The sequence below is a fragment of the Herbinix hemicellulosilytica genome, assembly GCF_002904165.1.
Taxonomy (GTDB): domain Bacteria; phylum Bacillota; class Clostridia; order Lachnospirales; family Lachnospiraceae; genus Mobilitalea; species Mobilitalea hemicellulosilytica.
This window is the reverse complement of record NZ_CVTD020000008.1, coordinates 178,943-203,900: the sequence shown is the minus strand read 5'-3', so window position 1 is coordinate 203,900 and position 24,958 is coordinate 178,943. Positions and strand designations below refer to the sequence as shown.

The 24,958-nt window shown below is 37.3% G+C and carries 20 protein-coding genes; 1 reads left to right on the top strand and 19 read right to left on the bottom strand.

Annotated elements, in window-relative coordinates; all coding sequences use genetic code 11:
- Positions 1-99: 99 nt before the first annotated feature.
- From HHT355_RS01940 to HHT355_RS01930, 3 genes are all read right to left on the bottom strand, one after another.
- Positions 100-936 carry a DegV family protein gene (locus tag HHT355_RS01940; RefSeq protein WP_103201770.1) on the bottom strand — a complete coding sequence of 279 codons (837 nt, stop codon included), beginning with the start codon at positions 934-936 and terminating at the stop codon, positions 100-102.
- Positions 937-1,256: 320 nt separating this feature from the next.
- Entirely contained in the window at positions 1,257-3,326 is a 2,070-nt protein-coding gene (gene htpG, locus HHT355_RS01935; protein ID WP_103201769.1) for a molecular chaperone HtpG, read from the bottom strand.
- A gap of 115 nt (positions 3,327-3,441) precedes the next feature.
- Positions 3,442-3,936 (bottom strand): DUF5721 family protein, encoded by a 495-nt coding sequence (locus HHT355_RS01930; protein WP_103201768.1) that lies wholly within the window; start codon positions 3,934-3,936, stop codon positions 3,442-3,444.
- 121 nt (positions 3,937-4,057) lie between these two features.
- Here HHT355_RS01930 and HHT355_RS01925 point away from each other — a divergent pair, with 121 nt between their 5' ends.
- A complete protein-coding gene (locus tag HHT355_RS01925; protein WP_103201767.1) occupies positions 4,058-4,240 on the top strand; it encodes a hypothetical protein in 183 nt (60 codons plus the stop codon).
- Here the strand turns inward: HHT355_RS01925 and HHT355_RS01920 are convergent.
- The 16 genes from HHT355_RS01920 to HHT355_RS01840 form a co-directional block, all read right to left on the bottom strand.
- On the bottom strand, positions 4,237-4,899 hold the full coding sequence (locus HHT355_RS01920) for a TraX family protein (RefSeq protein ID WP_103201766.1): 663 nt from the start codon (positions 4,897-4,899) through the stop codon (positions 4,237-4,239). The two genes, HHT355_RS01925 and HHT355_RS01920, sit on opposite strands and share 4 nt — an antisense overlap.
- A gap of 75 nt (positions 4,900-4,974) precedes the next feature.
- The gene (locus HHT355_RS01915) at positions 4,975-5,640 is read right to left on the bottom strand and encodes a DUF6320 domain-containing protein (protein WP_103201765.1); all 666 of its coding nucleotides are present in this window, start codon (positions 5,638-5,640) and stop codon (positions 4,975-4,977) included.
- Between the two features lie 22 nt (positions 5,641-5,662).
- Positions 5,663-6,931 (bottom strand): condensation domain-containing protein, encoded by a 1,269-nt coding sequence (locus tag HHT355_RS01910; RefSeq protein WP_103201764.1) that lies wholly within the window; start codon positions 6,929-6,931, stop codon positions 5,663-5,665.
- Between the two features lie 51 nt (positions 6,932-6,982).
- Entirely contained in the window at positions 6,983-7,924 is a 942-nt protein-coding gene (locus tag HHT355_RS01905; RefSeq protein ID WP_103201763.1) for an alpha/beta hydrolase, read from the bottom strand.
- A gap of 313 nt (positions 7,925-8,237) precedes the next feature.
- Entirely contained in the window at positions 8,238-10,415 is a 2,178-nt protein-coding gene (locus tag HHT355_RS01900) for a beta-glucosidase (RefSeq protein WP_103201762.1), read from the bottom strand.
- Positions 10,416-10,569: 154 nt separating this feature from the next.
- A complete protein-coding gene (gene yicI / locus HHT355_RS01895; protein WP_103201761.1) occupies positions 10,570-12,948 on the bottom strand; it encodes an alpha-xylosidase in 2,379 nt (792 codons plus the stop codon).
- Between the two features lie 424 nt (positions 12,949-13,372).
- Entirely contained in the window at positions 13,373-15,094 is a 1,722-nt protein-coding gene (locus HHT355_RS01890) for an alpha-amylase family glycosyl hydrolase (RefSeq protein ID WP_103201760.1), read from the bottom strand.
- Between the two features lie 184 nt (positions 15,095-15,278).
- Positions 15,279-16,268, bottom strand: coding sequence for an adenylyl-sulfate kinase (locus HHT355_RS01885; RefSeq protein WP_242967493.1), 990 nt, complete (start codon positions 16,266-16,268; stop codon positions 15,279-15,281).
- Between the two features lie 89 nt (positions 16,269-16,357).
- Positions 16,358-17,155: an alpha/beta hydrolase gene (locus HHT355_RS01880; protein ID WP_103201759.1), complete on the bottom strand. Its 798-nt coding sequence runs from the start codon at positions 17,153-17,155 to the stop codon at positions 16,358-16,360.
- Between the two features lie 443 nt (positions 17,156-17,598).
- Entirely contained in the window at positions 17,599-18,573 is a 975-nt protein-coding gene (locus HHT355_RS01870) for a LacI family DNA-binding transcriptional regulator (protein WP_103201758.1), read from the bottom strand.
- Between the two features lie 102 nt (positions 18,574-18,675).
- Complete coding sequence (locus tag HHT355_RS01865) at positions 18,676-19,500, bottom strand: Nif3-like dinuclear metal center hexameric protein (protein WP_103201757.1); 825 nt, start codon at positions 19,498-19,500, stop codon at positions 18,676-18,678.
- A gap of 1 nt (position 19,501) precedes the next feature.
- On the bottom strand, positions 19,502-20,689 hold the full coding sequence (locus HHT355_RS01860; protein ID WP_103201756.1) for a GDSL-type esterase/lipase family protein: 1,188 nt from the start codon (positions 20,687-20,689) through the stop codon (positions 19,502-19,504).
- 24 nt (positions 20,690-20,713) lie between these two features.
- On the bottom strand, positions 20,714-21,130 hold the full coding sequence (locus HHT355_RS01855; RefSeq protein WP_103201755.1) for a DUF3237 domain-containing protein: 417 nt from the start codon (positions 21,128-21,130) through the stop codon (positions 20,714-20,716).
- A 428-nt stretch (positions 21,131-21,558) separates the two neighbouring features.
- Complete coding sequence (locus HHT355_RS01850) at positions 21,559-22,449, bottom strand: carbohydrate ABC transporter permease (protein WP_103201754.1); 891 nt, start codon at positions 22,447-22,449, stop codon at positions 21,559-21,561.
- Between the two features lie 14 nt (positions 22,450-22,463).
- Complete coding sequence (locus HHT355_RS01845) at positions 22,464-23,390, bottom strand: ABC transporter permease (RefSeq protein WP_103201753.1); 927 nt, start codon at positions 23,388-23,390, stop codon at positions 22,464-22,466.
- Between the two features lie 16 nt (positions 23,391-23,406).
- Complete coding sequence (locus HHT355_RS01840) at positions 23,407-24,939, bottom strand: ABC transporter substrate-binding protein (protein ID WP_103201752.1); 1,533 nt, start codon at positions 24,937-24,939, stop codon at positions 23,407-23,409.
- Positions 24,940-24,958 lie beyond the last annotated feature (19 nt).

Here is a 24,958-nt window from a genome sequence, read left to right as displayed (position 1 = left end):
AGTATAATACATAAATAGGCAATAAAAAACCATAGAAAGAAGGTTTTTATCAACCTTTTTCTATGGTTTTATTTTTAAGCCCCTATATTAAATCAAACATTAATATGCAACAATTATTCCGCCTTCGTTGGCATACATGGTACTTACACCTGCTGTATCTACAATAAAGCTGTCTTTAAAAGGAACTCTTTTTAAAATCTCATCTTTAACAAAGAGGGCTCTCTCGATGCAATTGCAGTGGGCAATTGCCAGAATTCTTTCCTGAGGTCTGATTACATCTTTTTCAATTATTTCCGCCATGGTTTTTAAGGCCTTGGTAATACCTCTTGCCTGATCCAGCTTGCAAATGTTCCCTTCCGGAGTTCCTCCCATAATAGGTTTTATATTTAATGCATTGGCAATAAGAGCTTTAAGGTTGCTTAGTCTTCCGCTCTTTCGCAAATTATCAAGGTTTTCAAGGACAAATTTGGTCTTCATTTCCGAGCGAAATACCTTAACCTTTTCCACAATATCATTAAATAAATGCCCTTGTTGTATCAGTTCCTTTATCTTCATGGCAATTAATGCCTGACCTACTGAAGCACTTCGTGAATCAATTACTTCAATATTCTTATCGGGATTCTCCTCAAGGTATAAGTTTTTTGCCAGTACGGCACTATTATATGATCCGCTTAAACCGGACGATACGGTAACTACATAGGTATCGCCTTCGTGGTTAAATTCTTTCATAAAATCTTCCGGGGAAGGGCATGCGGATTTGGGACTTGTTTCACTTTCTTTCATCGCCTTAAGAAATTCTTTTTGATCAAAATTAACACCGTCTGCAAATACTTTATCACCAACCGTTAAAGTTACGGGTATTATTTTATAACTCGGATCTTCTATAAAGGATTTCGGTAAATCAGTACCGGCGTCTACTAAAATTTTATATTTCATACTTTTCCTCCATTCATAAATTACCAAACCATAATATCACATAATAAAATATCTTCAACCATATCTTATTTTCTTCTATCTTCCAAATGTAGTATTTATTACTATATGATATAGTATATGGTTTAATAATTCAAGAGGTATTTTCGATTTATATTATTTTTTACAAATGTTCCGATTATTCAAAGATTTATTTATGCCACAAAACCTTTAATTTCGAATATAACATTATAATTATTAAAAAACCAAAACAAAAAGCACCCAAACAACTTTTATTACAAGAGTTTAGGTGCTTGATTTAATATAATAACTTTTAAATTAATTTAACATTTTGCAAGCAGCATCATTATTTCATTGCTTCTTTGAATGAACTTTGTCATAGCCTCAGGTTCTAACGGCCTGTGACTTAGGTAGGCCAGATCATACAGCTGTTCGCATATCATAGGAGTATGTTCCGAATCTTCGTTATTAATAATGTACTGAACAAGTTTATGGTTGGCATTAAGAATAAGGGTTTCGCCGTCGTCAAACAGATTCTTGTCATTGCCTCCTATATTGTACATTCTCATCATGTCCTGGAATCTGCGGTTTTCCTCCGACATTGTAATAACTGAGGATATCTTGTCATTTTTAAGTTTTTCCACTTTGACTTCCAGCTTATCCTTGCCTAAAATCTTGCGGAACAGCTTGGTCATAGCCTCGGTATTCTTCTTTAATATCTTTTCGTCCTTCTTTTCCACTTCATCACGGAAGCTGTCGGAAAGGCCTGCATCAATCCGCTGGAATTTTATTTTCTGATTTCTGTATTCCATATGGGTAATAAACGGCTGATCTATATTATGGCGAAGAATTACCGCTTCCTGTCCTGCTTCTTTGAACATATTGATATACTGACTCTGCTGCTTTTCATCCGTCACATAATATACGATAACCTTTTCATCATCTTTGGCTTTGTCTTTTTTATCTGCCTTATCCTCTTTCTTGTTGTCACTGTCTTTCTTTGCTTCATCCCCGGTATCGGCTCCGGACGAATCTTTTTTATCAGCAGTTGCCATATCATCTTTATTTGCTTTTTCATCTGCCGCTTTATCGTCTTTATTGTCCGCATCGTCTGCTTTCGGTTTTGATTTTTCAATATAATCTTCCAGGGTAATATATTTGCCCTCAAGATTTTTAAACAAAATGAAGTCTTTCATTCTATCAAAGAATTTTTCATCTTTAAGGCATCCGAACTTGATGAAGGGGCTGATATCGTCCCAGAACTTCTCGTAATTTTCCCTTTCCACCTTATACATGCCTGAAAGTTTATCTGCTACCTTCTTGGAAATATAATCTGAAATCTTCTTTACAAAACCGTCATTTTGCAGGGCACTTCTGGATACGTTAAGAGGTAAATCCGGACAATCCAATACTCCTTTAAGAAGCATCAAAAATTCGGGTATAACTTCCTTAATATTATCAGCGACAAATACCTGGTTGTTGTATAACTTTATGACTCCCTCTATTGAATCATATTCCGTATTTATCTTGGGGAAATATAATATACCCTTCAAATTAAACGGGTAGTCCATGTTAAGATGAATCCAGAAAAGAGGTTCTTTAAAGTCGTAAAATACTTCCCTGTAAAACTCCTTGTATTCCTCTTCAGTACAGTCATTGGGATGTTTTGTCCAAAGAGGATTGGTATTATTTATCGGCTTTAACTCCTTGTCCTCTTTCTTTTCATCCTTTGATTTGTCGGAATCCTTTTTTTCCTGTTCGTTGGCATTTTTCAAATATATTTCAACAGGCATGAAAGAACAATATTTATTTAAAACTTCCCTGACTCTGTATTCATTGCAAAATTCATAGCTGTCTTCGTTAAGATAAAGGGTAACATCCGTACCTCGCTCGGTTCTGGTGCCTTCTCTCATTTCATATTCAAGACCGCCCTCGGATTCCCAGTAAACCGGAGCAGCATCCTTTTGCCAGGATAAGGTATTAATCGTAACCTTATCGGCCACCATAAATGCAGAATAAAAGCCAAGTCCGAAATGTCCGATAATTTGGTCTTCGCTGGCCTTGTCCTTGTATTTTTCAATAAATTTTCTTGCCCCCGAATATGCAATCTGATTGATATATTCCCTGACTTCATCTGCGGTCATACCTATTCCGTTATCTGAAAAACAAATCGATTTCTCTTCGGGGTTTACCGTTACCGTAATTTTATATTGAGTACCTTCCGGAATTTCCGCTTCTCCAACTAATTCAAGTTTTTTAAGTTTTGTAATAGCATCAGCTCCGTTAGATACAAGTTCACGAACAAAAATATCCCGATCCGAATATAGCCATTTTTTTATAATAGGAAATATATTTTCGGAACTGATAGACAAGCTGCCTCTTTCTGTACTCATACATATCCCCTTTCCTATTGTTGGTCTATATCAGTTATATTAATATGCAAAATTTAAAATGTCAAGAAATTTTTAGCACTCTCTATTCGAGAGTGCTAACAATAGTTTTTATATATCATTGCTCCAAAAAACAGATACCTTGCTCACTTAAAAATTTTTTTACCCAGTCATCCCATTCCCTGTCCAGAGTCTTATCCATGGTGAAAGTCTTAATGGCTGTTCCGGTTATAATATTAAGCTCATTTTTTTCAAAACGGATATTGATAAATAAGCCGCCTACGTCTTCCGAACGGATTTTTCCTCCCAGGCTGTTTATCAAATCTTCGGATAAATTTTCAGGAAGCTGGAAAACTATTTTCATGGAAAGAGGGGTTTTGCTTCCGCGAATTATTGAAAAAGCGATAGCCCTTGTATCTTTCCATAATACATTACTGTTACCCCTTTCCTCCAACTCCTCTTTTGAAAAAAAACTTTCATAAAATTTACCGGAAATATGAAAACTGGTAAAGGTCTGAACTTCCATTTCTTTCAAAATAAAATCGTCAAATAAGGTGTTTGTAAGAAGTTTTGCCATAAAAGGTTTTACTTCCTCAATCTTTAATGCAATCATATCTTAATTTCGGACCTGCCCTCTTTTTTATTTTATTCAATGAATTTCCTTGTATATAATCTTATTTATTACAAACAATAGCATTAAGTCAACCGTGTTTTAAAAGTGAGGAGGATTGCAGATGCTTTTTGAGCCGAGCAAAAAACCCACCTACTATCGTTTCCCATCCTTTCAGAGTGTGGCCGAATTGGATAACCGAATGTATTTCCCGGAAAAACCCGACAACACTAAAGAAGATATTCGACATGACCACGACCAGTATGACTATATGCCCGAAAAAGATAATTACAGCGATGATATTTAAACTATGAGTTTTATTAAATACAATATAAGCAAATGAGCGGGGTAGAATACATAAAAGAAATATTTTATGTTTCTGCCCTTTTTTCCGTTATATAAGAAAATTGGTATTAAAGAAAGAGTATAGAAAGCCTGTATCAAACTTCCGCTTATAATAATCATGGATATAATAAGCAGGGGTTTGTTTCCCCTAAACAGGTAAAATGCCACTATAAGCAGAATACCTATTGCTCTGTAATCCGCTTTTATTAAAGCTGCAGTAAAACAAAAGACTACTGTTATTAAAGCATTTGCTATATTCACAAATACCGGTTTGGCAACATATTTCTTTTCTACAAAATTAATCAGATATATTGCCATTAATCCCAGAAACAAAGTAAAGAATATATTTTGATGATCCCAATGCATATATTTATTATAAAATGCCAGATCAAAGGGAACTTCTGAAATTAAGGCAAATACCCCTAGTCTTGCCAGATATTTTTTTACATTTCTCGTATGGAAGAAACCTTCTACCAGCAAAAAAGCAAATATAGGGAAAGCCAGCCGCCCTATTATTCTGCATATTAGGTACAGCATTGTGTTACTTGGAATAAAAACAACAGCCGCATGATCAATAAGCATAGTTACAACAGCAATAATTTTTAAAGCAAATGTACTCATATCAACATACCATCCTTATTCTTTATTTATAATATCAGCTTTCGTATCCTACTTGAACTAAGCCAATATATCCTATTAAATATGCATTCTTTTTTTTAACTCGTTTTTCATGTTATCCCCTTCAAATAAAATCAGGGCAGAAAGCGAAATTATACTTGCCGCTACGCAGATAACGGAAGGATATATAACCTTAAGCCAGCCAAATATTATAAAGATAAGCGGAATAAAGCCGAATACGGCGTCAATTAAAAGATAAACTATTAAGTCCCTGACACCGATTTTAAGTATCTTTGCCCCGATAGCCATTACTATCATAGCCAGGACGCAAACAGCAGGTATTACATAGTCAATGGACCACCCTATAAAACCCATGGACTTATCCCATATGACCGACAGTATGCTGATTATACCTACCTGCCATAAAATTGTCTTACCTATATTGTTTTTCTTCCTGATTATAAAGAAAAGGCTAATCCACATGCACGCAATTCCCGCCGCTACTAACAGCGACCATCGGGATTCTTTGGTAAATATTATATTAACGGAAAAACTTGCTACAACCGCTATAATTGATATCAATACCAGGACTCTTATAAAAAGGTTAAACTCCTGATATATGGTAGGTATAAAGGGAAACACATCTTCCTTATAATCTCCCTTTCCTTCCAATATACCTGAGCATAAGGGACAGATGCTGTGGGCACCTTTTACCTTTACCTTGCAATGGTTGCAGTACTGCATAACTTTCCTCCAAACTCGGACTTTATAACTCCCTTATATTTGTGGAAATGACAACAGGCACATTTTCAAGGGTAAGAAACCTGAAAAAATTCTTCTGGATGTCCGTTCCACTAAAAGGAGATGAAAAACTGATTACCAGATTATCTCCAAATGAACACAAGGCTATCTGAGGCCTTTTAGCACTGGTAAAGCAGTTAAACATCTTAATATACGGTGCAAGCTGCGGGCTTACGGTTATTTTACCGATATTTGATAGAGTCGCTGTAATCTGCCTGTCATTAAGCCAATTCGCAAACTTAAGTACTATATCTTTAATCGCCAAAGGAACCATTCTCATAAAGGCATTGTGTTCAAGAGCCGACAGCTTGTTCATATGTTCCTGCAGTTTTTCCTGTGTAAGTTCCCGCTTAAAGCATTCTTTTACCTCATTTATTATATCATCTAAACTGTCACCTAAGGTACTGAAATTGTAACTGACATTGATAGTGGCAAAAAAATTCCTGGCCGTAACAGACGGAAAATATGTCCGCAAGTTTACCGGAACAGACAGTATAACAGGATATTTTCTGCTTCTTGCAGGCATTTCTTCATAAATAGCTTTGATAAAAAGGGCCGTAAGATATACCGTAAGAGTAGTGTCGTATTTATGGGCTAGATTTAGGACATCCTTAACAGGCATTACACCTTCGATAACCTTAATCCGGTTATCCATGTACCTTCTTCCCTGTATCCGGTATGCTTTGGTGATTTTTACTTTTTTAGGTATGCGATTGCTGGTATAATGCTTTAGAAAACTGTCGTCCATCTTTTGCGTAAGAGACGCATCGTAATCCAAAACCGGAAGCCCTTTTTTAAAATCATCTTTATAACGGACGGTAATATAAAAATAAAGCAAGGTTTTTAAAAATGCCAGTGCCCCGGTTCCGTCCGTAAGAGCATGAAACACTTCCAGATTAATTCTGTTTTTATAATAAGTAACCTCAAAAAGCAAATTCCTTCTGTTCGGATAATAAAGCCTGCTGCATGGAAGTTTGTATTCCTCCGAAACCTTTGGCGTTAGATCCGTATTTTCAAAATAATACCAAAAAAAGCCTCTCCTTAAGACAGTTTTATAGAAAGGAAAAAGAGGCATGGTCTTATCTAAAGCTTCCTGAAGAATATCAGGATCTATTTCACCCTTAAGCTCGCAGACAAAACGAAATACCTTAGTATCTTTTTCGTTACTTGTAGGAGGAAATATTTTAGCTGCATTATCAAGTTTTGACCACTCTACAGGCTTTTTTGCGGTCATATCAAAACTTCCCCTTTTAATAAATAATATGAAAATTATTTTATCTGTAATTTATTGAATAAATAATTCGTTGTCCAGAAATTTATTGATAATCTCATAAGTTCTCTTTACATGGACAAAATGTTTCGGAAGAGATATAAATCCGTGAAGTGCGTTTTTCATACGGTATATATAAACTTTATTTCCGTGTTTACGCAGTTTTTCCCCGTAAGCCTCCCCTTCATCCCGCAAAGGATCATATTCAGCCGTTATAATTAAAGTATCTGGCTGGTTTGATAAATCCTCTGCCAAAAGCGGGGCCAGATACGGATTTTTCAAATCATTTTCGGAACTTATATACAAATCCATGTAATCCCTGATTCTTTTGGAAGTAAGCAGATAATCCCTGCCGAACTTCCGTATGGAAGGGAAACCTGTTTCGTCGCTGTGGTCGTTATGGGTTGCAGGATATATAAGAATTTGCTTTGATATCTTAAATTCTCCCCTGTCTCTTGCAAGAAGCGATACCGCCGCAGCCAGATTTCCACCGGCACTGTCTCCGATTAGTATAATATTTTCTTTATCCGTACTAAAATAATCTGCATTTTTAAAAATTTCCCGGGTAGCCGTATAGCAATCTTCAAGTCCGCTTGGGAAGCGGTGTTCCGGTGCCAGACGATAATCGACCGAAACCACGACCGCCCCGGTTTGATCTGCCATATTGGCACAGACATTACTGTAACTGTCTATATTTCCTGTCACCCATCCTCCTCCGTGAAAAAAAATCAATATACGTTTTGGCTTACCTTCCCGGTATTTTTTCGGAAAAAACAGCCTCACAGGAATTTCATGATTATCTTTTTCAATTTTATGATCCCATATCTTATACCGGGTTTTTAAAAATGGATGAGTGGCAGTTTTAAGTTGCCGATGGAATTTATAATTCTTTTTTATATCCAAATCGGTATAGGATAAGGCTTTTAATGCCATTTTCATGGCTTTGTTTATAGCCATAAAATCCTCCTGTTCGGTGTTATTACCGACCTAAGAAACTTTGGTGAATATTTATACTGCTTATATTGTTCCCTGCTGTGAATATTATAACACTATTTAATTATTCAAGAAAGAGTTTGGTAACAGGTACCGGTTCAAAATTGTGTAAGACATAATAAAACACCGCCGAGATTTACAAACATCAACCGATAAATTTACCGTCAGATGTTCGCCAACCTGGGCGGTGTATATGTTAAGTATAAGTATCTTCTTTACTTTCTGGTTGGAATTTATTTCTTTGTTAGTTAATTATAAATAAATCCTGAGTAATTAATTATGAATACATATACTTTCTTGAAAGGCTTATTTTTTCTTTCATCCTTATATCCCTTGAAGATGCGCCGACCTGAATCTCAAACTCTCCAGGTTCTGCAACAAAGCAATGTTCGTTTACATCATAAAAGCCAAAAGAATCCTTATGAAGGCATATTGTAACTGTCTTAATTTCCATGGGTTTAAGATGAACTTTTTCAAATCCCTTTAATTCGTGTACGGGTCTTTCCACTTTAGATACGGGGTCTGCCACATAAACCTGGACTGTTTCGGCTCCGGCAACTTTTCCGGTATTTTTAACATCCAGTTGGATTTTAACGGTTACATCATCACTACCTGTTTCATCCACACTGACCTTTAAGTTACTGTACTCAAATGTAGTGTACGACAGGCCGTGTCCAAACGGAAATTCCACATCGATATTATGGGTGTCATAATATCTGTATCCGACAAATACACCCTCGTTATAGGTAATCTTTTCGTAATCCCCGAATTCACCCAAGCTGTGGGCAGGGCAGTCTGTAAGTTTTCTGGGAAATGACTCGGCAAGCTTCCCGGAAGGATTAACATCGCCGAATATAACCTTAGCCAAGGCTCTTCCGCCTTCCATTCCGGCATAATAACTCCAAAGGATTGTCTTGGCATCGTCCGCCCAGGTTCTCATTTCCACCGGAGATCCGGCTATGACAACCACAATTGCGTTAGGGTTTACCTTAAGTACTTCCTTAATAAGCCTGTCCTGTCCGTAAGGCAGTTTCAAATCATCCCGGTCTTTTCCTTCCACATCATATTCATGGTCAAGACCTGCAAATATTATTACATTTTCGTTTTCTTTTGCCAGTTCGACGGCTTCTTTAAGCAGCTCTTCCTGCAGTCTTACAGTTTCTTCGTCGTTATGTCCCGACCTTAAGGCTTCATCTTCCTTGTTTATATCAAGGCTGTCCTGCTGCCAGTTTAACTTCTTTTCTTCTTTTGGTGGAACATAATAACCCTTGGCATACTTAATTTCCGCATTTCCTCCCAGATGCATTTTTAAACCCAGTAAAGGTGAAATTTCATACAGGGCTTTAATTTCAGCACTTCCGCCGCCGCCGGCATGCAAACGCTCCGCATTCTGCCCTATAACGGCAAGGGTTTTTACCTTAGATTTATCAAGAGGCAAAATATTTTCCTCATTTTTAAGTAGAATTATCGACTCTTCGGCACATTTAAGAATCATTTCCCGGTGTTCTGGCGCATTATAAGTTCCTGCTTTGCGGTCTTTTCTTTCTTCTCCCAACATCTTAAGCCTGAACATAGTCCTTAAAATATTGCGTACCTTTTTATCAATATATTCTTCTTTGATTTCACCGTTTCTTACCGCTTCAAGCAAAGGATTTGCCATATAGTAGTTATCAAAGTCCGGCCCGATCGACATTTCTACATCCAGATCCGATTCTGCCGCTTCTTTTGTATCATGGACGGCACCCCAGTCGGATATTACCGCTCCGTCATAACCCCATTCTTCCCTGAGAATTTTAGTAAGAAGATATTTGCTGTGAGAACAGAACTCCCCGTATAAGCGGTTGTAAGCTCCCATGATGGTATAGCTTTCTCCTTTAAATATGGCTGCTTTAAATCCGGGAAGATATATTTCTCTTAAGGTTCTTTCATCCATATAAGTATCCACCGACAGGCGGTTGGTTTCCTGATTATTGGCCGCAAAATGTTTTACGCAGGCAGCAACGTCATTTTCCTGAATTCCCTGTATTAAAGGAACCACCATTTCTTCCACCAGTCTGGGGTCTTCACTCATGTATTCGAAATTTCTTCCGCATAAAGGGCTTCTTTTTATATTAATTCCCGGTGCCAGAATAACATCTTTTCCCCTGCCTCTGGCCTCAGCCCCCAGAACTTGTCCCGTTTTATAGGCAAGTTCCCTGTTCCATGTGGAAGCCAGGGCGCTGTTACTGGGAAGATAAGATACATAATCGTCGGTTGAACAGATATTTATCCAACAGTCTCTTGCAAATTCCTTCCGTACTCCCATAGGACCGTCAGAAGTCCTTAAAGGAGGAATATCAAGTCTTGGTACTCCTTTGGTTTCAAAAAGACCGTCCCCGTGAATCATGGCAATTTTTTCTTCAAGGGTCAGTTTTGATAAAATATCATTGATTTTTCTTTCGTCTACTCTCCTCATATACCTTACCTTTCTCCATAATAAAAATTATAGTTAATTCCTGTACCAATATTATAATAACCTCAGGGATTCTATAAAATGTTTTAAACTATATTATTTATAAATCTTTTGTAATATCTTATACAACAATATGGCCTGACAGGAAAATAAACGGTTAGAATGAGCATACTATCTGCCCTGCTCCCTTTGGAATTATTACGGTATCATTGCCGTCTTCTTCAAAAAGTCCGTTATCAACAGAAACTATACCTTTTACATTTATCAGCCGTACGGTATATTTTTTGTTGGATTCTACGTTTATTAAAATTTTATCTGATTTTCTTATTATTTCGGCTTTTACGGTCGGATAGCCCTTATCTGTATAAACTTCGGTATGTGCAGGCACATTATCCTTTAACTCATAAACTTTAAGTATAACTCCGTCGGAATAATCATAAACAGCATTATTGAAATTAGAGCCAACCGCAATAATGCTTCCTTCCCTTACAAGCAGAGGTATGCTCAAATATCCATGGTGTTCTTTAACCCATCTGCCTCCCATCTTGATCTCTCCGGTCAGATAATCCGTCCATCTGCCCTCGGGCAGGTAATAGAGGGCTGTTCCTTCTTCGTTAAAAATCGGTGCAACCAGTAATGCATCCCCTAACATATACTGCCTGTCAAGATAGGCACAGGTCGGGTCGTCTTCAAATTCCATAACCATGCTTCTCATAACCGGAATTCCGGTTTTTGAAGTATCAATAGCCTGCTTAAACAGATAAGGCATAAGGGAACATTTTAACCTGGTAAAGAAACGGACTACATCCACCGCTTCTTCGTCATAGGCCCAGGGAACCCTATAAGACCAGCTTCCGTGAAGGCGGGAGTGGGTAGACAAAAGCCCGAATGCTGCCCAGCGCTTATATACATCCGGTGTGGATGTACTCTCAAAGCCGCCTATATCATGACTCCAGAAGCCGAAACCTGACATAGCCAAAGACAGGCCGCCCCGCAGGCTTTCCGCCATTGATTCATAATCGGACCAGCAGTCTCCTCCCCAGTGAACAGGGAACTTATGACCTCCTGCAGTGGCACTTCTTGCAAACAATACGGCTTCTCCTTTTCCCTTCTTCCGTTCCAAAAGCTCAAAGACAACTTTATTGTAAAGGTAGCTATAATAATTGTGCATCTTTAGCGGATCTGATCCGTCATAATATACCACATCTGTCGGAATCCTTTCGCCGAAATCGGTCTTAAAGCAATCTACTCCCATATCCAGCAATTGTTCCAGCTTGGAAGCAAACCATCTGCAGGCTTCCGGATTGGTAAAGTCAACTATAGCCATACCGGGCTGCCACATATCCCATTGCCATACGTCACCGTTCGGTCTTTTAATAAAGTAACCCTTCTCTACTCCTTCGGCAAATAAAGCCGATTCCTGGCCTATGTAGCTGTTAATCCAGACGCATATTTTAAGCCCCTTTTCTTTAAGGCGTCTTATCATACCAGCAGGATCGGGAAAAACGTCGCTGTCCCAGGTTAAGTCAGACCAATGAAATTCCTTCATCCAGAAACAGTCAAAGTGGAAAACGTTAAAAGGAATGCCTCTTTCAAACATGCCGTCCACAAAACCGGTAACCGTTTCTTCGTCATAATTGGTAGTAAACGAAGTTGACAGCCAAAGTCCGAAAGTCCACGCAGGAGGCAGGGCCGGTTTACCCGTAAGGTCAGTATATCTTGCCAGGACTTCTTTCATGGACGGTCCGTTTATAATGAAATAGTCCAGGGACTCTCCGGGCACTGAAAACTGGACTTTCTTTACCATCTCAGAACCCACTTCAAAAGATACTCTTTCCGGATGGTTTACAAAAACCCCATAACCTTTACTTGATATATAAAAAGGAACGTTTTTATAAGCCTGTTCGGTTGATGTACCGCCGTCTTCGTTCCATATATCAATCGATTGGCCGTTCTTAACAAACGGCGTAAACCTCTCCCCGAAACCGTAGACCAGTTCCCCCACCGACAAAGAAAGTCTTTCCCTCATGTAAGTATTATCAAATCCACCGTCATCATAAGCCAGCCCTTTCCAGTCGGTTTTTATATAAGCCAGGTCCTTCCATCCGCTTTCGGTTATTTTTTTATCGCCCCTGAAAAACTCCATCTTCCAGTCTGCCTTGTTTATTTTAACCTTTAGGCTGCCGCTTTTTATCACCAGGAAATCTTTTTTGTTGTCAACCGTAAGACTACTGTTATCTTCAATATTCAGTTCAAATTTCGGAGTTTTATCCTTGACCCCGAGGTAATGATCTGTCCTGATACGAAGAATCTCCGGATATGGTGAAGAAATGCGGATTGTCAGATTTACACCCCCCAGGGTGTCTCCCCTGTGCCTGATTTTATGGGTGGGAGCACATATTCTTATTTCTTTGCAGGTAAACTCCCCCGTGGTTTTTATAGGCTTTCGTTCTTCGTTATTAATAAAATATACTTCCGCAGGCGAAAATACCTCCGTGCCTTGTTTGTTCAGCCAGCAACCGTTTGAGAATTTCACACATATTCCTCCTTTATTATATATACCACTAATATCCCTAGCATCTGCCTAATCCTACTCTATTTATTATAGAAATTATAAACTTAAAATTATTTTAATTCTGTGCTATACAATAATCAATGTCTATTATTATTCACATATAAAGGTAAATTTTAAAGTATGTTAATATGAAATAATTATATCTAATGCCATTATCAATTTAATTTCGGTTTAATATAAAAATAAATTTAAATATGCTGTTTTTCAAACTTTATATTCTGTAATTATTAGTTTTTTACCGTAGTTGATAGCAATATGAAATCGGCCGTATGGTATGAATAAAGACAACCCCAAAAACGGATAAATGCTTAAAAAAACACATAGTGTGCTACGCGTATAAATTACAACGTATCTTCACTATGTGTTTTCATTTCGTAATAACAACCTACCAATTATTGTTATTTGAATTAAAATTTATAATATTATTATTTTCATCTACACCCGATATTTCAAAGGAATAATCCTTCAAATTGGCTGTGAGTGTTGCACTGCAGGAGTCTTTTTCCCACCTGAGTTTCAATATATGCGGTTCTGATTCTATAACTTGCAATTTGGCATTAAAGCCAAATGCAGGAAAAGTATTTCTGAATCTTAGTAATTCTAACTGCTGTCTTACAACATCTGTCTTAAGACCGTCTTTTACCTGATCCATAGTCAAATTGGTACGGTTAATTTCCTTATGCCCTCCCGGTCCTGCCGTTTTAACCGCCTCATAGTCATTTCTTCCTGCAAATAAATCAAGATACCATACCTGGGGTATACCGGGAGTGAAAATTTGAATGGCTCTGGCCAAAAGAAGTTTTCTTTCGTCTTCTCCAAGGGCGCTGAAATACGTAGAATTAACCTGATAATATATATTTTTCTTACCGTGCAGGTCTTTTACCATTCCGCCTCTTGATACAATCGTACTGATTAATTGGTCAATTTCATCATCAGGAATCAGGCCCTTTAAGTCCAGCAGGGGAATTCCGTCATGACACCCCAGCATATTTACGGTTTTTATATTCTTTTCAATAATATCATAAAACCATTTAACTAAATACTTATTATTGTGCCGCTCCAATGCATCAATAATTAATCCCGGCAAAAAGAAATCATAAGTAAGATAACCTTTTTCGGCTAATTTTTCATGAACTTTTTCTTCGTATCTTGAATGTATCTCAGGTAAAAGCGTTAATTGATATTTATCAGCCAATTCTCTTACCCGTTCAAGCAGCTCCCATGTTCCCGGTTCATTTAAAAAGTTCTTTTCTCCCGGTTCTTTTGGAGCATATGCAAATGCATCAAGCCTAATTATCGACGCTCCGTACTCTTTTAATTTTTTTAAGGTATCATCATAGAACTCCCATACCAGTGGCGACTTTATATTAAGGTCCATCTGGCCTAGATAATGCCTGTTTGCTTCAAGTAAATCTATTACCTCATCTTTGTATTTTTCAAAGCCTGTAAAATCAATTTCAATCGGTTTCTTTCCTTCATCCAGGGCACTGTTTACCAGATTTGCTATTCTTTCAGCAGTTACATACTGGATATTCAGGTTTTTTATGAGTTCATAACTTGTGATTTTATTATATTTTACTTCCTGATAAAAAGTGTTCCAATAGGGTACTTCCCTGCCGTCAGGCATCCTTACCATCAAAATCGGAAGTCCGGGTTTTCTGAAAAACATATTTTTGATATATTCGTCATAAGGGCGGATATATCCTTCTTCTGTCATTTCTCCGTACCCGTCCCAAAACTTGTTCCAGTTGATGAAGAAATCCGTGTATTTTGATTTTTCCCCGTTTTTTATAATATCCTGAAACTGTTTTGAAAGTACAGAACAATGGTTTAAAATGAAATCCAGCTTAAGCTCTATATTCAACTGTTTTAAATTTTTTAAATCTTCATTGGAGGCATATGCCTCATTCAACTCATAATCAATTACCGAAAAACCCCTGTCAAGATCTGTATTGAAAAGGCTTGGCAAAATATAAAATGCCCTAAATGCATTTTCAAACTCCGGCAGCTTAAGAAGTTCTACACAATCATTCAATGTTCCTCCTATGCTGTCAGGATAAGCATTGAACATGGGACCGGCATTTTGTAATAATCCTTGCTTAGTCATAGTTATTCCCGTTCCTTTTTACTATATTGTATAAAATTTATCAAACGTAAATTAGTCATATACTTTTTATATCGTTATGCCAACAGGCAGTATTTTTTATAGCCGTATCCTGCCTGTTAATATAGCCTGCCGATACAGTCTACCTAAACTTAGCATATCAGGCAGGCTTTATTCGAATTTCATTTTACTGCTGTTTTACCATTACATTGATAAACTCCTCATAAGACAATATGTCCCCGCTTTTTGACACAATAAGCTTAGCTTTTGCAGCCTGTGATATCAGCAATTTTTGCTCAATTTCAAGTACCATCATAGTAAACGGGCTGTCAACCGCTCCGTCCCTGTTTCTTGCCCTTCTGTGTTCAAGAGTTTCCTGAGGAGTACTGTTTAGTAGAATAGGAATATCAACTCCGAGCAGATTGTCATTGTTGCTGTGAGTCCACTCAATTATTATTACATTTTTATCCATGAAATCGACTGCTTCATACCATAACTCGGATTCTTCCCTGCCCATTCTTCTTAAATATATTGAATCAGCACCGTTTTTAAATTGGGAAATAATACCAGAAATTTCATCAAAATTAATTTCATTCGATGTTCCAAGATAATTCTTAAGACCGCTTCTTCCGGACCTCTGATATATGGCTAACCACGGATATTTATTTACAAGTTCGGGATTGGAATCCTGGTTTTCCTTTTGCAGTTCCATAAGAATCTGCGGTCTGTCGCCAATGTATTCTCCTCCGGCTATAAGCCCTTTTAGCCCCCACTGCCTGAATACGCGAAGCCTTTCCGCATCATTATATTTGGGTATTCTGTGGGGATAGTTGTCACCGGATAAGGTGTAGCTTCCTATATTCAATTTATTCAGATAGTAAGACAGTAAAGATGCTATTTCCGATTTACCTACCCCGGAGCCTCCGCAAACCGCAACAACCGCTCTTTTATTGGGATTCTCGTTTAAAATGGGAACAAGCATTTTAAGAAGCCTCGGGAGAATTATCTGAGCCTTTTTTATATGACTTTCGCCTATTTTTATTTTATCTCCGGGCATATCACCTTTCGGTATATTTTCTGTGTCATCGATATTATATATACCGGATAAATTTTCAAGTATTGATTCCAGGTCAATAACCCTGTTTAGCCTGCCGGTTTCATTGTCTTTAAAATTCATGTATAAGCCCTCCTGATTTATGTTCCTTAGTATATAATGTCCTTAACTTTACTGTTTAAAACATTGGCATGTAGAAAATTAAGAGCGGTCTAATTACTCAACAACCACTTGATGGAAGGCTCAAGATAAGCATTCCAGAAATCCCAGTTATGAGCTCCGGGACTTTCAACATATTCTACATCAATATTTTCATCCTTTAAAAATTTGAAAAATGCCCTGTTTTCCTCAATCAGAAAATCCTCAGTTCCGCAAGCCATATATATTTTAGGTATTTGCTTGTTTTCTTCTTTTAGCTTCTTAATCAGGTATTCGGGATTATTTACGCTGTTTTCCAATTTATCCAGGTTTCCGAATACCAAAGTGTAATAATCATAATCTGCTATGGGGTCCTTAAAACCTTCTTTTTTGTTCTTCACATTATGGATAATTAACGCCGAAGAAAGACCCACAATTTTACCGAAGGTTTCATGATAATATAAGCCAGTACGGATAGCTCCAAATCCTCCCATAGAAAGACCGCCTATAAAGGTATCCTCTCTGTTCATGGCCAAATTAAATGTCTTTCTGACATAATCGACCAATTCTTGCCCTACATATGTTCCATAGGCTCTTCCTGTTCCTTTTCCGTCCAAATAAAAGCTGTTGTCACCTGATGGCATAACTACAGCCATATTATACTTAATAGCCAGCTCCTGAACGGAACTTCCGAGTAACCAATCCTTACTCGCCCCCGAATAACCGTGGAGTAAGAACAATGTTTTCATCTTCCTGTTATAGTTTTCATTACCCTCAATCATCATTGGAGGAACATCATTAGGTATTACCATATGAAAACAAGTACTTTTCGCTAATGATTTTGAATATACATCTACCTGGAAAATAGCCATAGATACTACCCCCATTCATTATTTACTCTTTTTAATCTGTTCCACAATTTAATTAACCTTTTACACGGCCTAAAACTACACCTTCTATTATATATCCTTGTTCAAATAAATAAAATACTAAGATTGGAATTATCCCCTTACCAATTTGGCAATCATAGGAGAATAATCCGCTGACTTATTGGTTAATAACGTAAAAGCAGCATCCGTCTATAAGTGCCGCTTTATCTCAGTCTTGTTTATAAACCTTCATTAATCAAAATATCAATGTTAGATAACAGAAAAATTTATCATATGTATGTGGAAACGTTTCCATTTAAAATATATAATTTTCCATCCATTTTGTCAATTACAAAAAAGTGTATAAATTTTATATGTTTTAAACAAATTATATTACTATTTTGCTCTGTTACTAATATATTAATATTTCAGATTTATAGAACGCATTAAACCGTTCCACCTTCCTGGACCTTAACATCTACCATATATTTCGATTCTACTTTTTGCCCATTAAGCATGTCTCTCATACACTCCACACAAATTCGTGCCATAGCAGGGATATCCTGTACTATAGTTGTTATTTGAGGGTCTGACATCCTTGTTATTTCAAGTCCGTCAAATCCGATGATTTTTAAGTCTTCAGGAACCCTTATTCCTTTCTTTTTAGCAAAAGCCAGGCAAAAATAAGCCCCGATATCAGCCGTAAATATACCGTCTACTTTGCTGAATAACTCCATATAATTTTCCATAGTCCTGCGGTAATGTTCATAACTGACCATATCCCATGTCATGCCTATTGTTGTTACACTGGCTCCTGCTGCTTCCATAACTCTTTTAAATTCATAATGCCGTTCATCTGCAGGAGTAAAACCATTATAGGTACCGCCCAGCTGAATAACCTGCTTACATCCGGCTTTTAAAAGTTTTTCTGCAGCAAGTCTGCCTCCTTGTTTGTGATTGGAGCAGACTTGAGGGATATTAGGCCCCATATCTCTTTCAAAACTGATAACCGGTCGCTTAAGGCCCTGATATGCTTCATTGTTTAGTGAATGGGCTGCAACTATTAGTCCGTCTATTACTTTTCGTTTCATTAAATCAATAAAATCCTGTTCCCTGTTGCTTACACCGATTGTATTGCATATCAAAGCCTTAAACCCGTTATTATATAATTCTATTTCAGTATATTTAAGAAATTTTCCCCAAAAAGGATTCTCGATATCAGGTACGACTATTCCGATTATTCCTGTTCGTTTACTGGCTAAATTCTTAGCTATTTCATTGGGATTATAATCAAGTTTTTTTGCTATCTCTAAAATTTTTTTCTTAGTTTCCGGCGCCACATAACCTTTTCCGCTTAGAGCTCTTGAAACCGTTCCGACACCTACTCCGGCCTCTTTGGCCACATCCCGTATACTAGGCATAATTACCTCCACTATATTAAAATATAATTTAATTATAGTGGACAATCAAAGATACGGCAATAAAATTATGGAACATTAAATTTATTCCATATTAATAATCATTTATAAATACTGAAAAGGTTCCTTTGAATCTATAAAATGCACTTCCGTATCGCCTACTATGTCCTTAAGCCAGGATACAAGATGTTTCATTCCCGGCTCTTCGGTTCTTTCATGGCCTAAAATAAGCATACCTTTGTTAAAACCGAGTTCGGCAGCATCCCTTACATATGCGCAAGTGGTCCATTCGGTAATTTCTCCGCAAATCAAAAGATCCAGGTTGTTTTCATTCATAAGTTGCATGGGCATTTCTTCCCTTCCAAGCCCAAGACTTCCGCCACCAACAAGAACGCTTACCCTTTCAACTTTCATTTTCGGGTCGCCTATAATCTGAACAACTTTCATATCCAGTTTTTCTTTAAAAAAGTTGCAAAGTTCTTCCAAGGTTGTTTCGGGAAGCTGGTAGCATACTCCAAAATGCTTCATGGAATCGGGATTATTGATTCTGTACTTTTCCCATCCAAATTCCATGTTAAAGCCCCTGTATATTCCGTCTTCTGTTCCCATATGCATATGGTCATGAAATCTCCATATGGCTATATTATGCTTGTCTATAAGCTCCTTTTTCTTTATATATACCGGATCGTTTTGAAGCCAATCGGTCTTATCAATGCCGGTAAACCATGTCGGTTCATGAGTAATAATCATATTGGCTCCTATTTCAATTGCCTTTTTTATTACCTCCACGGTAGCCATAAAAGTTGTTACAATTTTCGTAACCTCTGTATCGTAATTTCCAGTTATCAAAAGATCACAGGTTTTATCAAAAGGCAAAGGGCATGCTCCCGTTTTTTCTATAATTTTATCTATAACCTCTCTTACAGTCATATTAATCCTCCTTTAATAATAATTCGAGCGGTACGGCATAAGCCATTCTTTTTCCGCCTTCTTCGTTGGGATGTATTCCGTCACCAATATGGCAAGTATCATCAATTTTTTCAGGATCATCGGCATCTCTTACAGCCAGGTCAAAATCTATATACCCGTCTGCTTCCTTTTGCTTTCTTATCCACTCGTTGGCTTCATTTCGCAGGCTTTCTACCTCGTCAAACCATTCAAGTTTGTCTTTCTTGAATGGTATCACGGTGCCTATATATATTTTGCTTCCTTTTGAATGAGCCAGGTCAATTAGTCTTAGCAGTCCCTTCTTGTATTCTTCCAAAGTAATAATTTCATCATTACGGTTAAAGAAATAAGGATGGGTAAAATCATTAATTCCAATTAAAACCACTACATAATCCGGTACATCCCACCTGTATATATCTCTTTCAAACCTCTCTATACCGGGGCCGCCAAATATAGTGCCGCCGCTTGGTATCTCCGCCAAGCGGGTATAATCATGAAGGAGCCTGTTTCCCCCAATACCTCGGTTTACTATTGTAATTTTTCCTGGATATTTTTCTATAATTTTATCGGTCAGAACGTCGCTGTAGTAAGACATGTGGGTTATGGAATCCCCAAAGAGAGCCATGGTTTTTACATTATCGTCTGTCAAAACCTCAATAGCACTTATGCCGAAAATATGATTTGCCCTGTTTACATCATATTGAAGTACGGGATATATATCGTAATTATCAGTTTCGGGGAAAGACTTGTCCAGGGTATAATCCTTGCCTATACCGTATTTTGTGTTCCAGCTTTTTGCCGACCATGTGGAACAAACACAGTAAATATTTGCTGTATCCTTAATATATATGGACAAAACTATATCTTCACCAGGCTTTATATCCATATCAATTTCATCACTTGTAAAAACATCTCCCGGTTCTATTTTTATAAGTTCATTTCCCTTATATCTAACAGTATGGAAACCTTCTATATCACCGCTTATTCTTTTTCCTATTGTTACATGGTCAAATATCAAAGATTCCGGAGAATACGGATTTGAAAATCTTATTCTGAGCTTATTCCCATTTAAATTATTTTTAAAAAACCCTCTTAATGTTGTATTTGTGATTGTACCTATACACGTATTGTGGTTTATGGGCTGGTAACTCCAGGCCATTTTCCATTTCATATTTTCACCGCCCTGTTTTTAAATCTAATCTAATTTGTAAACCGTAATTACTACCTGCCCCACTTTTTCTCCCGCATCTAAAGAGGCAACATATACACCATAATTAAGCCAATTATACTTCCCGTTCATATCTGCCTTAAATCTGGGAGTGGTTTTAATTTTTGATTCCAAATCAAATTTAATTATGCCCTCATTTTGTATATCTATATACTCTCCGTCAGTTGTTTTAATAAGATATTTTGCACATACATGGGCAATACCTGATTCATATGAGGTATTCCAGTCCGCACCGCCACAGACTACTTCACCGTTTATTTTGCCTTCTACACTTCCGCCTACTATAGGAATAACTCTCAAATAACCTCTCCCGTCGTTTTTAACTTCCAGGCTGTCTTTGCACTCCACATGCAGTGTCATGATATGTTCAGCATCCAGCTTCATATATACCCTCCAAATTTTTATCAGACTATACCTTGAATATTTCTGTTCATCCAACAACTGCTAAATATGTATTCTTAAATTATCTGCCGTCTTATTCATAGTCTTTGCGGCATTTTATTGCTAAGACTATCAATATTTACAAACATTTGATATTGATCTTAATATAAAATATAAATTCATTACTTTAGTTGTAAGGCTGCTTTTATAAAGGACAGGTCTCTTAACAGCACCCGTAGTATCATTTTATAGTGGTGCTAAAATATCCGGTAATATTATTGCACTGATATTTCGCAAAGTTGATCCGAACAAAAGATACTTACTGGTCATGTTAAGAACCTGTCCCAAGGATTCTTTATAATTTATACGTATGATTATTTCTGTCTGTATGAACAATATTTGATTTTTTCATATAACCCCTATAATGCTTTTTATCCTTTAACAGCCCCTACTATTACACCTTTAATAAAATATTTTTGAACAAACGGGTATATTATCACAATAGGCAAAATTCCGATAACAGCCATCGCCATTCTGACAGAAGTGCCCGGCAAATTCATATTGCCTACTCCAAGATAATTTGATGAACCTGATTTTAAAAATTGCACGTTATTCATTATCTTAATAAGAAGATTTTGAATACCAAACAATTCAGACTTAGTAATATAATACAAGCCGTTCAGCCAGTCATTCCAATAGCATAAGGCGGTAAAGAGGCTTATTGTGGCTATGGTAGGTACGGATAAGGGTATAATAATCTTCCAAAATATCCGCATCTCGGTGGCGCCGTCAATCTGGGCAGATTCAATTATGGCATCAGGTACATTGTTTGAGTAATAGTTTCTTACCAAGAATACATTAAATCCTGTAACCAGGTAATTAGGTATTATTAATGCCCAAATGGTGTTTTTGATTTTAAATATATTGGTCCACATCATATAACTGGATACGATACCACCGTTAAATAACATGGTAAAGAAAACAAAGAATGAAAGCAGATTTCTGTATTTAAAGTTTTTTCGCGACATCGGATAAGCCAGCATGGTTGTAACCAATACACTTGTTACCGTTCCTACCGCCGTTACAAAAACCGTTACTCCATAAGCCCTTAAAATCAATTTGCTTTGATTAATCAAATAAATATATGCATTAAAGCTCCACGCTTTGGGAAAATATGAATATCCGTAAGATAATAAAGATTTTTCATCAGTAAACGATGCAATAACTATCAAAATTATTGGAAGTAGTGCAATAATGGTAAGTAAGCATAAAAACACCGTGGAGAATATCCTGAATCGTTTTTCGTCTGTCTGTTTAAACATAATTTCCTCCTAAACTAAAACAATGCATTTTCTCTGTCGATTTTTCTTACCACGGCATTGGCTGTAACGACCAAGACAAATCCAACTACCGACTGGTAAAGAGCCGCTGCAGCAGCCATTCCTATGTCTTTAAGTTCCATCAAACCGTGATATACATAAGTATCTATGGTTTGGGTCACATCATACAAAGCACCTGAGTTCATCGGTACCTGATAGAAAAGGCCGAAGTCTGAATAAAATATTCTTCCTACTGCCATCAGTGTAAGAATGACTACAGTGGGCTTAAGCATAGGAATTGTTATATATCTTATTTGCTCTATCTTTTTTGCCCCGTCAATTTTAGCCGCTTCAAAAATGCTTTTGTCTATACCGGCAATGCTAGCCATGTATATAATGCTGCTGTAGCCGACGTTTTTCCACAGGTAAACCAACAACAATATAAATGGCCATGGTTTTGGAGTGGTATACCAGGCAACTTCATTACCCCCAAAAAGCCTTATAATTGTTTTATTGATAAATCCTGTGTCGGCATTAAGAAATGCATATCCTATAAACCCGATTACAACCCATGAAAGCAGATTAGGCAAAAGCAGTGACGACTGGAATATCTTTACCCTGAATCTTTCACCCAGTTCGCACATTAGTATTGCAACCAAAATTGCACAGACAGTTCCGATCACTATAAAAGCCAGATTATAAAGTATAGTATTTCTTACAATCAATAAAGCATCCTGTCTGAACAGATATTTAAAGTTATCAAAACCGTTCCAGTCACTGCCAAAAATACCTTTTACATAGCTGTAATCCTTAAAGGCCAAAAATACTCCAAACATCGGTATATAATTGTTAATAATGAGATATACAATGCCCGGTAATGCTATTAAAAGTAGGGGACCACTTTTGGTCAGTCCCCTGTTTTTTTTGCTTACAACTTTCTTCATATCTATCTGTCTCCAATTACTTATTCTTCAGCCATTCGTCAAGTTGTTTTTGTTTTGCTGCTATAATTGCATCAAGACCTGCATCCGACAACTTACTTCTGAATTCAGGAATAACCACTTCAGGGTCGACACTGCCGCATAATAATCCCGGCAGATATTGCTGAATTACGTTGCTTACAGCCGTATATTCAGTCTTAACCTCACTGGAGTCAAAAGTAAAGCCCATTGCCGGAGATTTCTTTGCCAGCTTGTTCTGTTCTTCTTCCCAGATAAGAGATTCTTTCTTTGTTCCTTTCATCGGATGCATAAGGAAAAAGTTACCCAAAGTTCCGCAACTTAACTGTGCAGTATAGGGAACGCTTGAAGCATCCTGACCTTCGGGATAAGATACATATCCTTCTTCATCCATAACGTAATCTCTGCCCTCAATACCGTATATGATCAGGTTAATAACGTCAGGATCGGTAAATGTCAGGTTTAAGAATTTTAATGCTGCTTCAGGTACTTTGGATGTTGAAGATACCATCCAGGTCAGAGCATTAATAGATGTTGTATCCAGATAAGCTTCTCCTATCTGAACAGCTCCCAAAGGAATATTTCCTACCTGGGCAGAGATAGATGCCGCGGTATCCTCAGGCGGATAGCTGTATGATGCTATATAGCAAAAGCTGTTATCTGAAGACATAAGTTCTGTGGATGTACTTGTTGTTGTAGCTGCATCTTTCAAAATAAGGCCTTCATTGTACCAGGTCCTTACCAATCTGCAAATTTCCGCAAACTCCTCTGTACCGTAGTAATCAACAACTGTCATACTATCGCCCATAAGTACACCCTTAGGACTGAAATAGTCGTCAGTTAAATAATCAACTTCCGGAATAGTCATATTAACTCCGGATGTTCCTGTTTGTACGGGCACAAGAGGTGTCATATCAGGATAAGCCTCTTTTACTTTCCTTAATACATCGGTCAGATCAAATACACTCTTTACCTGGCTCATGTCTATGCCCAGCTCGTCCGCAATTTCCTGTTTATAAACCACCATAGGAGTCAAGGCATAAGGCTTGTAAGTAGGAATACCATACAGTCTTCCGTCTTTTACACATGCAGCCAGTATATCCTCTCCTAAAATTTCTTTGGTTTCTTTTGCATAAACATCAATCATATCCGTAATATCGTATGCCATATCACTGGAAACACTGTTGTTAAAATCACCTAAAGATTGAAATAAATCAATCTGTTCTCCACCCTGCAGAGCAAGGCTTACGCTGGAAGAATAATCAAAGATTGCTATAGGTAATAATTCAACCTCAACATTGATTTTCTCCCTGGTAATTTTGTTTATTTCCTCTTCTACCGTGTCCAGTACTTCGGAAGTAGGGATATTATTAAATGTTGCATATGCATATACTACCTTGTCATAGCTTTTGTTTTCTCCGGATTTAGAACCATCCTTATCCTTTTCACCGGTAGTAGATTTGCCACATCCCGCCAATCCGATTACCATAATTAGTGATAACGCAATAATCAAACCTTTTTTCCATATTTTCATATATTTATTCCCTCCTTTG

Coding starts and splice junctions, on each gene's coding strand:
- HHT355_RS01940 (WP_103201770.1), bottom strand. CDS start 936: ATGAAATATAAAATTTTAGTAGACGCCGGTACTGATTTACCGAAATCC.
- htpG (WP_103201769.1), bottom strand. CDS start 3,326: ATGAGTACAGAAAGAGGCAGCTTGTCTATCAGTTCCGAAAATATATTT.
- HHT355_RS01930 (WP_103201768.1), bottom strand. CDS start 3,936: ATGATTGCATTAAAGATTGAGGAAGTAAAACCTTTTATGGCAAAACTT.
- HHT355_RS01925 (WP_103201767.1), top strand. CDS start 4,058: ATGCTTTTTGAGCCGAGCAAAAAACCCACCTACTATCGTTTCCCATCC.
- HHT355_RS01920 (WP_103201766.1), bottom strand. CDS start 4,899: ATGAGTACATTTGCTTTAAAAATTATTGCTGTTGTAACTATGCTTATT.
- HHT355_RS01915 (WP_103201765.1), bottom strand. CDS start 5,640: ATGCAGTACTGCAACCATTGCAAGGTAAAGGTAAAAGGTGCCCACAGC.
- HHT355_RS01910 (WP_103201764.1), bottom strand. CDS start 6,931: ATGACCGCAAAAAAGCCTGTAGAGTGGTCAAAACTTGATAATGCAGCT.
- HHT355_RS01905 (WP_103201763.1), bottom strand. CDS start 7,924: ATGGCTATAAACAAAGCCATGAAAATGGCATTAAAAGCCTTATCCTAT.
- HHT355_RS01900 (WP_103201762.1), bottom strand. CDS start 10,415: ATGAGGAGAGTAGACGAAAGAAAAATCAATGATATTTTATCAAAACTG.
- HHT355_RS01890 (WP_103201760.1), bottom strand. CDS start 15,094: ATGACTAAGCAAGGATTATTACAAAATGCCGGTCCCATGTTCAATGCT.
- HHT355_RS01885 (WP_242967493.1), bottom strand. CDS start 16,268: ATGAATTTTAAAGACAATGAAACCGGCAGGCTAAACAGGGTTATTGAC.
- HHT355_RS01880 (WP_103201759.1), bottom strand. CDS start 17,155: ATGGCTATTTTCCAGGTAGATGTATATTCAAAATCATTAGCGAAAAGT.
- HHT355_RS01870 (WP_103201758.1), bottom strand. CDS start 18,573: ATGCCTAGTATACGGGATGTGGCCAAAGAGGCCGGAGTAGGTGTCGGA.
- HHT355_RS01865 (WP_103201757.1), bottom strand. CDS start 19,500: ATGACTGTAAGAGAGGTTATAGATAAAATTATAGAAAAAACGGGAGCA.
- HHT355_RS01860 (WP_103201756.1), bottom strand. CDS start 20,689: ATGAAATGGAAAATGGCCTGGAGTTACCAGCCCATAAACCACAATACG.
- HHT355_RS01855 (WP_103201755.1), bottom strand. CDS start 21,130: ATGAAGCTGGATGCTGAACATATCATGACACTGCATGTGGAGTGCAAA.
- HHT355_RS01850 (WP_103201754.1), bottom strand. CDS start 22,449: ATGTTTAAACAGACAGACGAAAAACGATTCAGGATATTCTCCACGGTG.
- HHT355_RS01845 (WP_103201753.1), bottom strand. CDS start 23,390: ATGAAGAAAGTTGTAAGCAAAAAAAACAGGGGACTGACCAAAAGTGGT.
- HHT355_RS01840 (WP_103201752.1), bottom strand. CDS start 24,939: ATGAAAATATGGAAAAAAGGTTTGATTATTGCGTTATCACTAATTATG.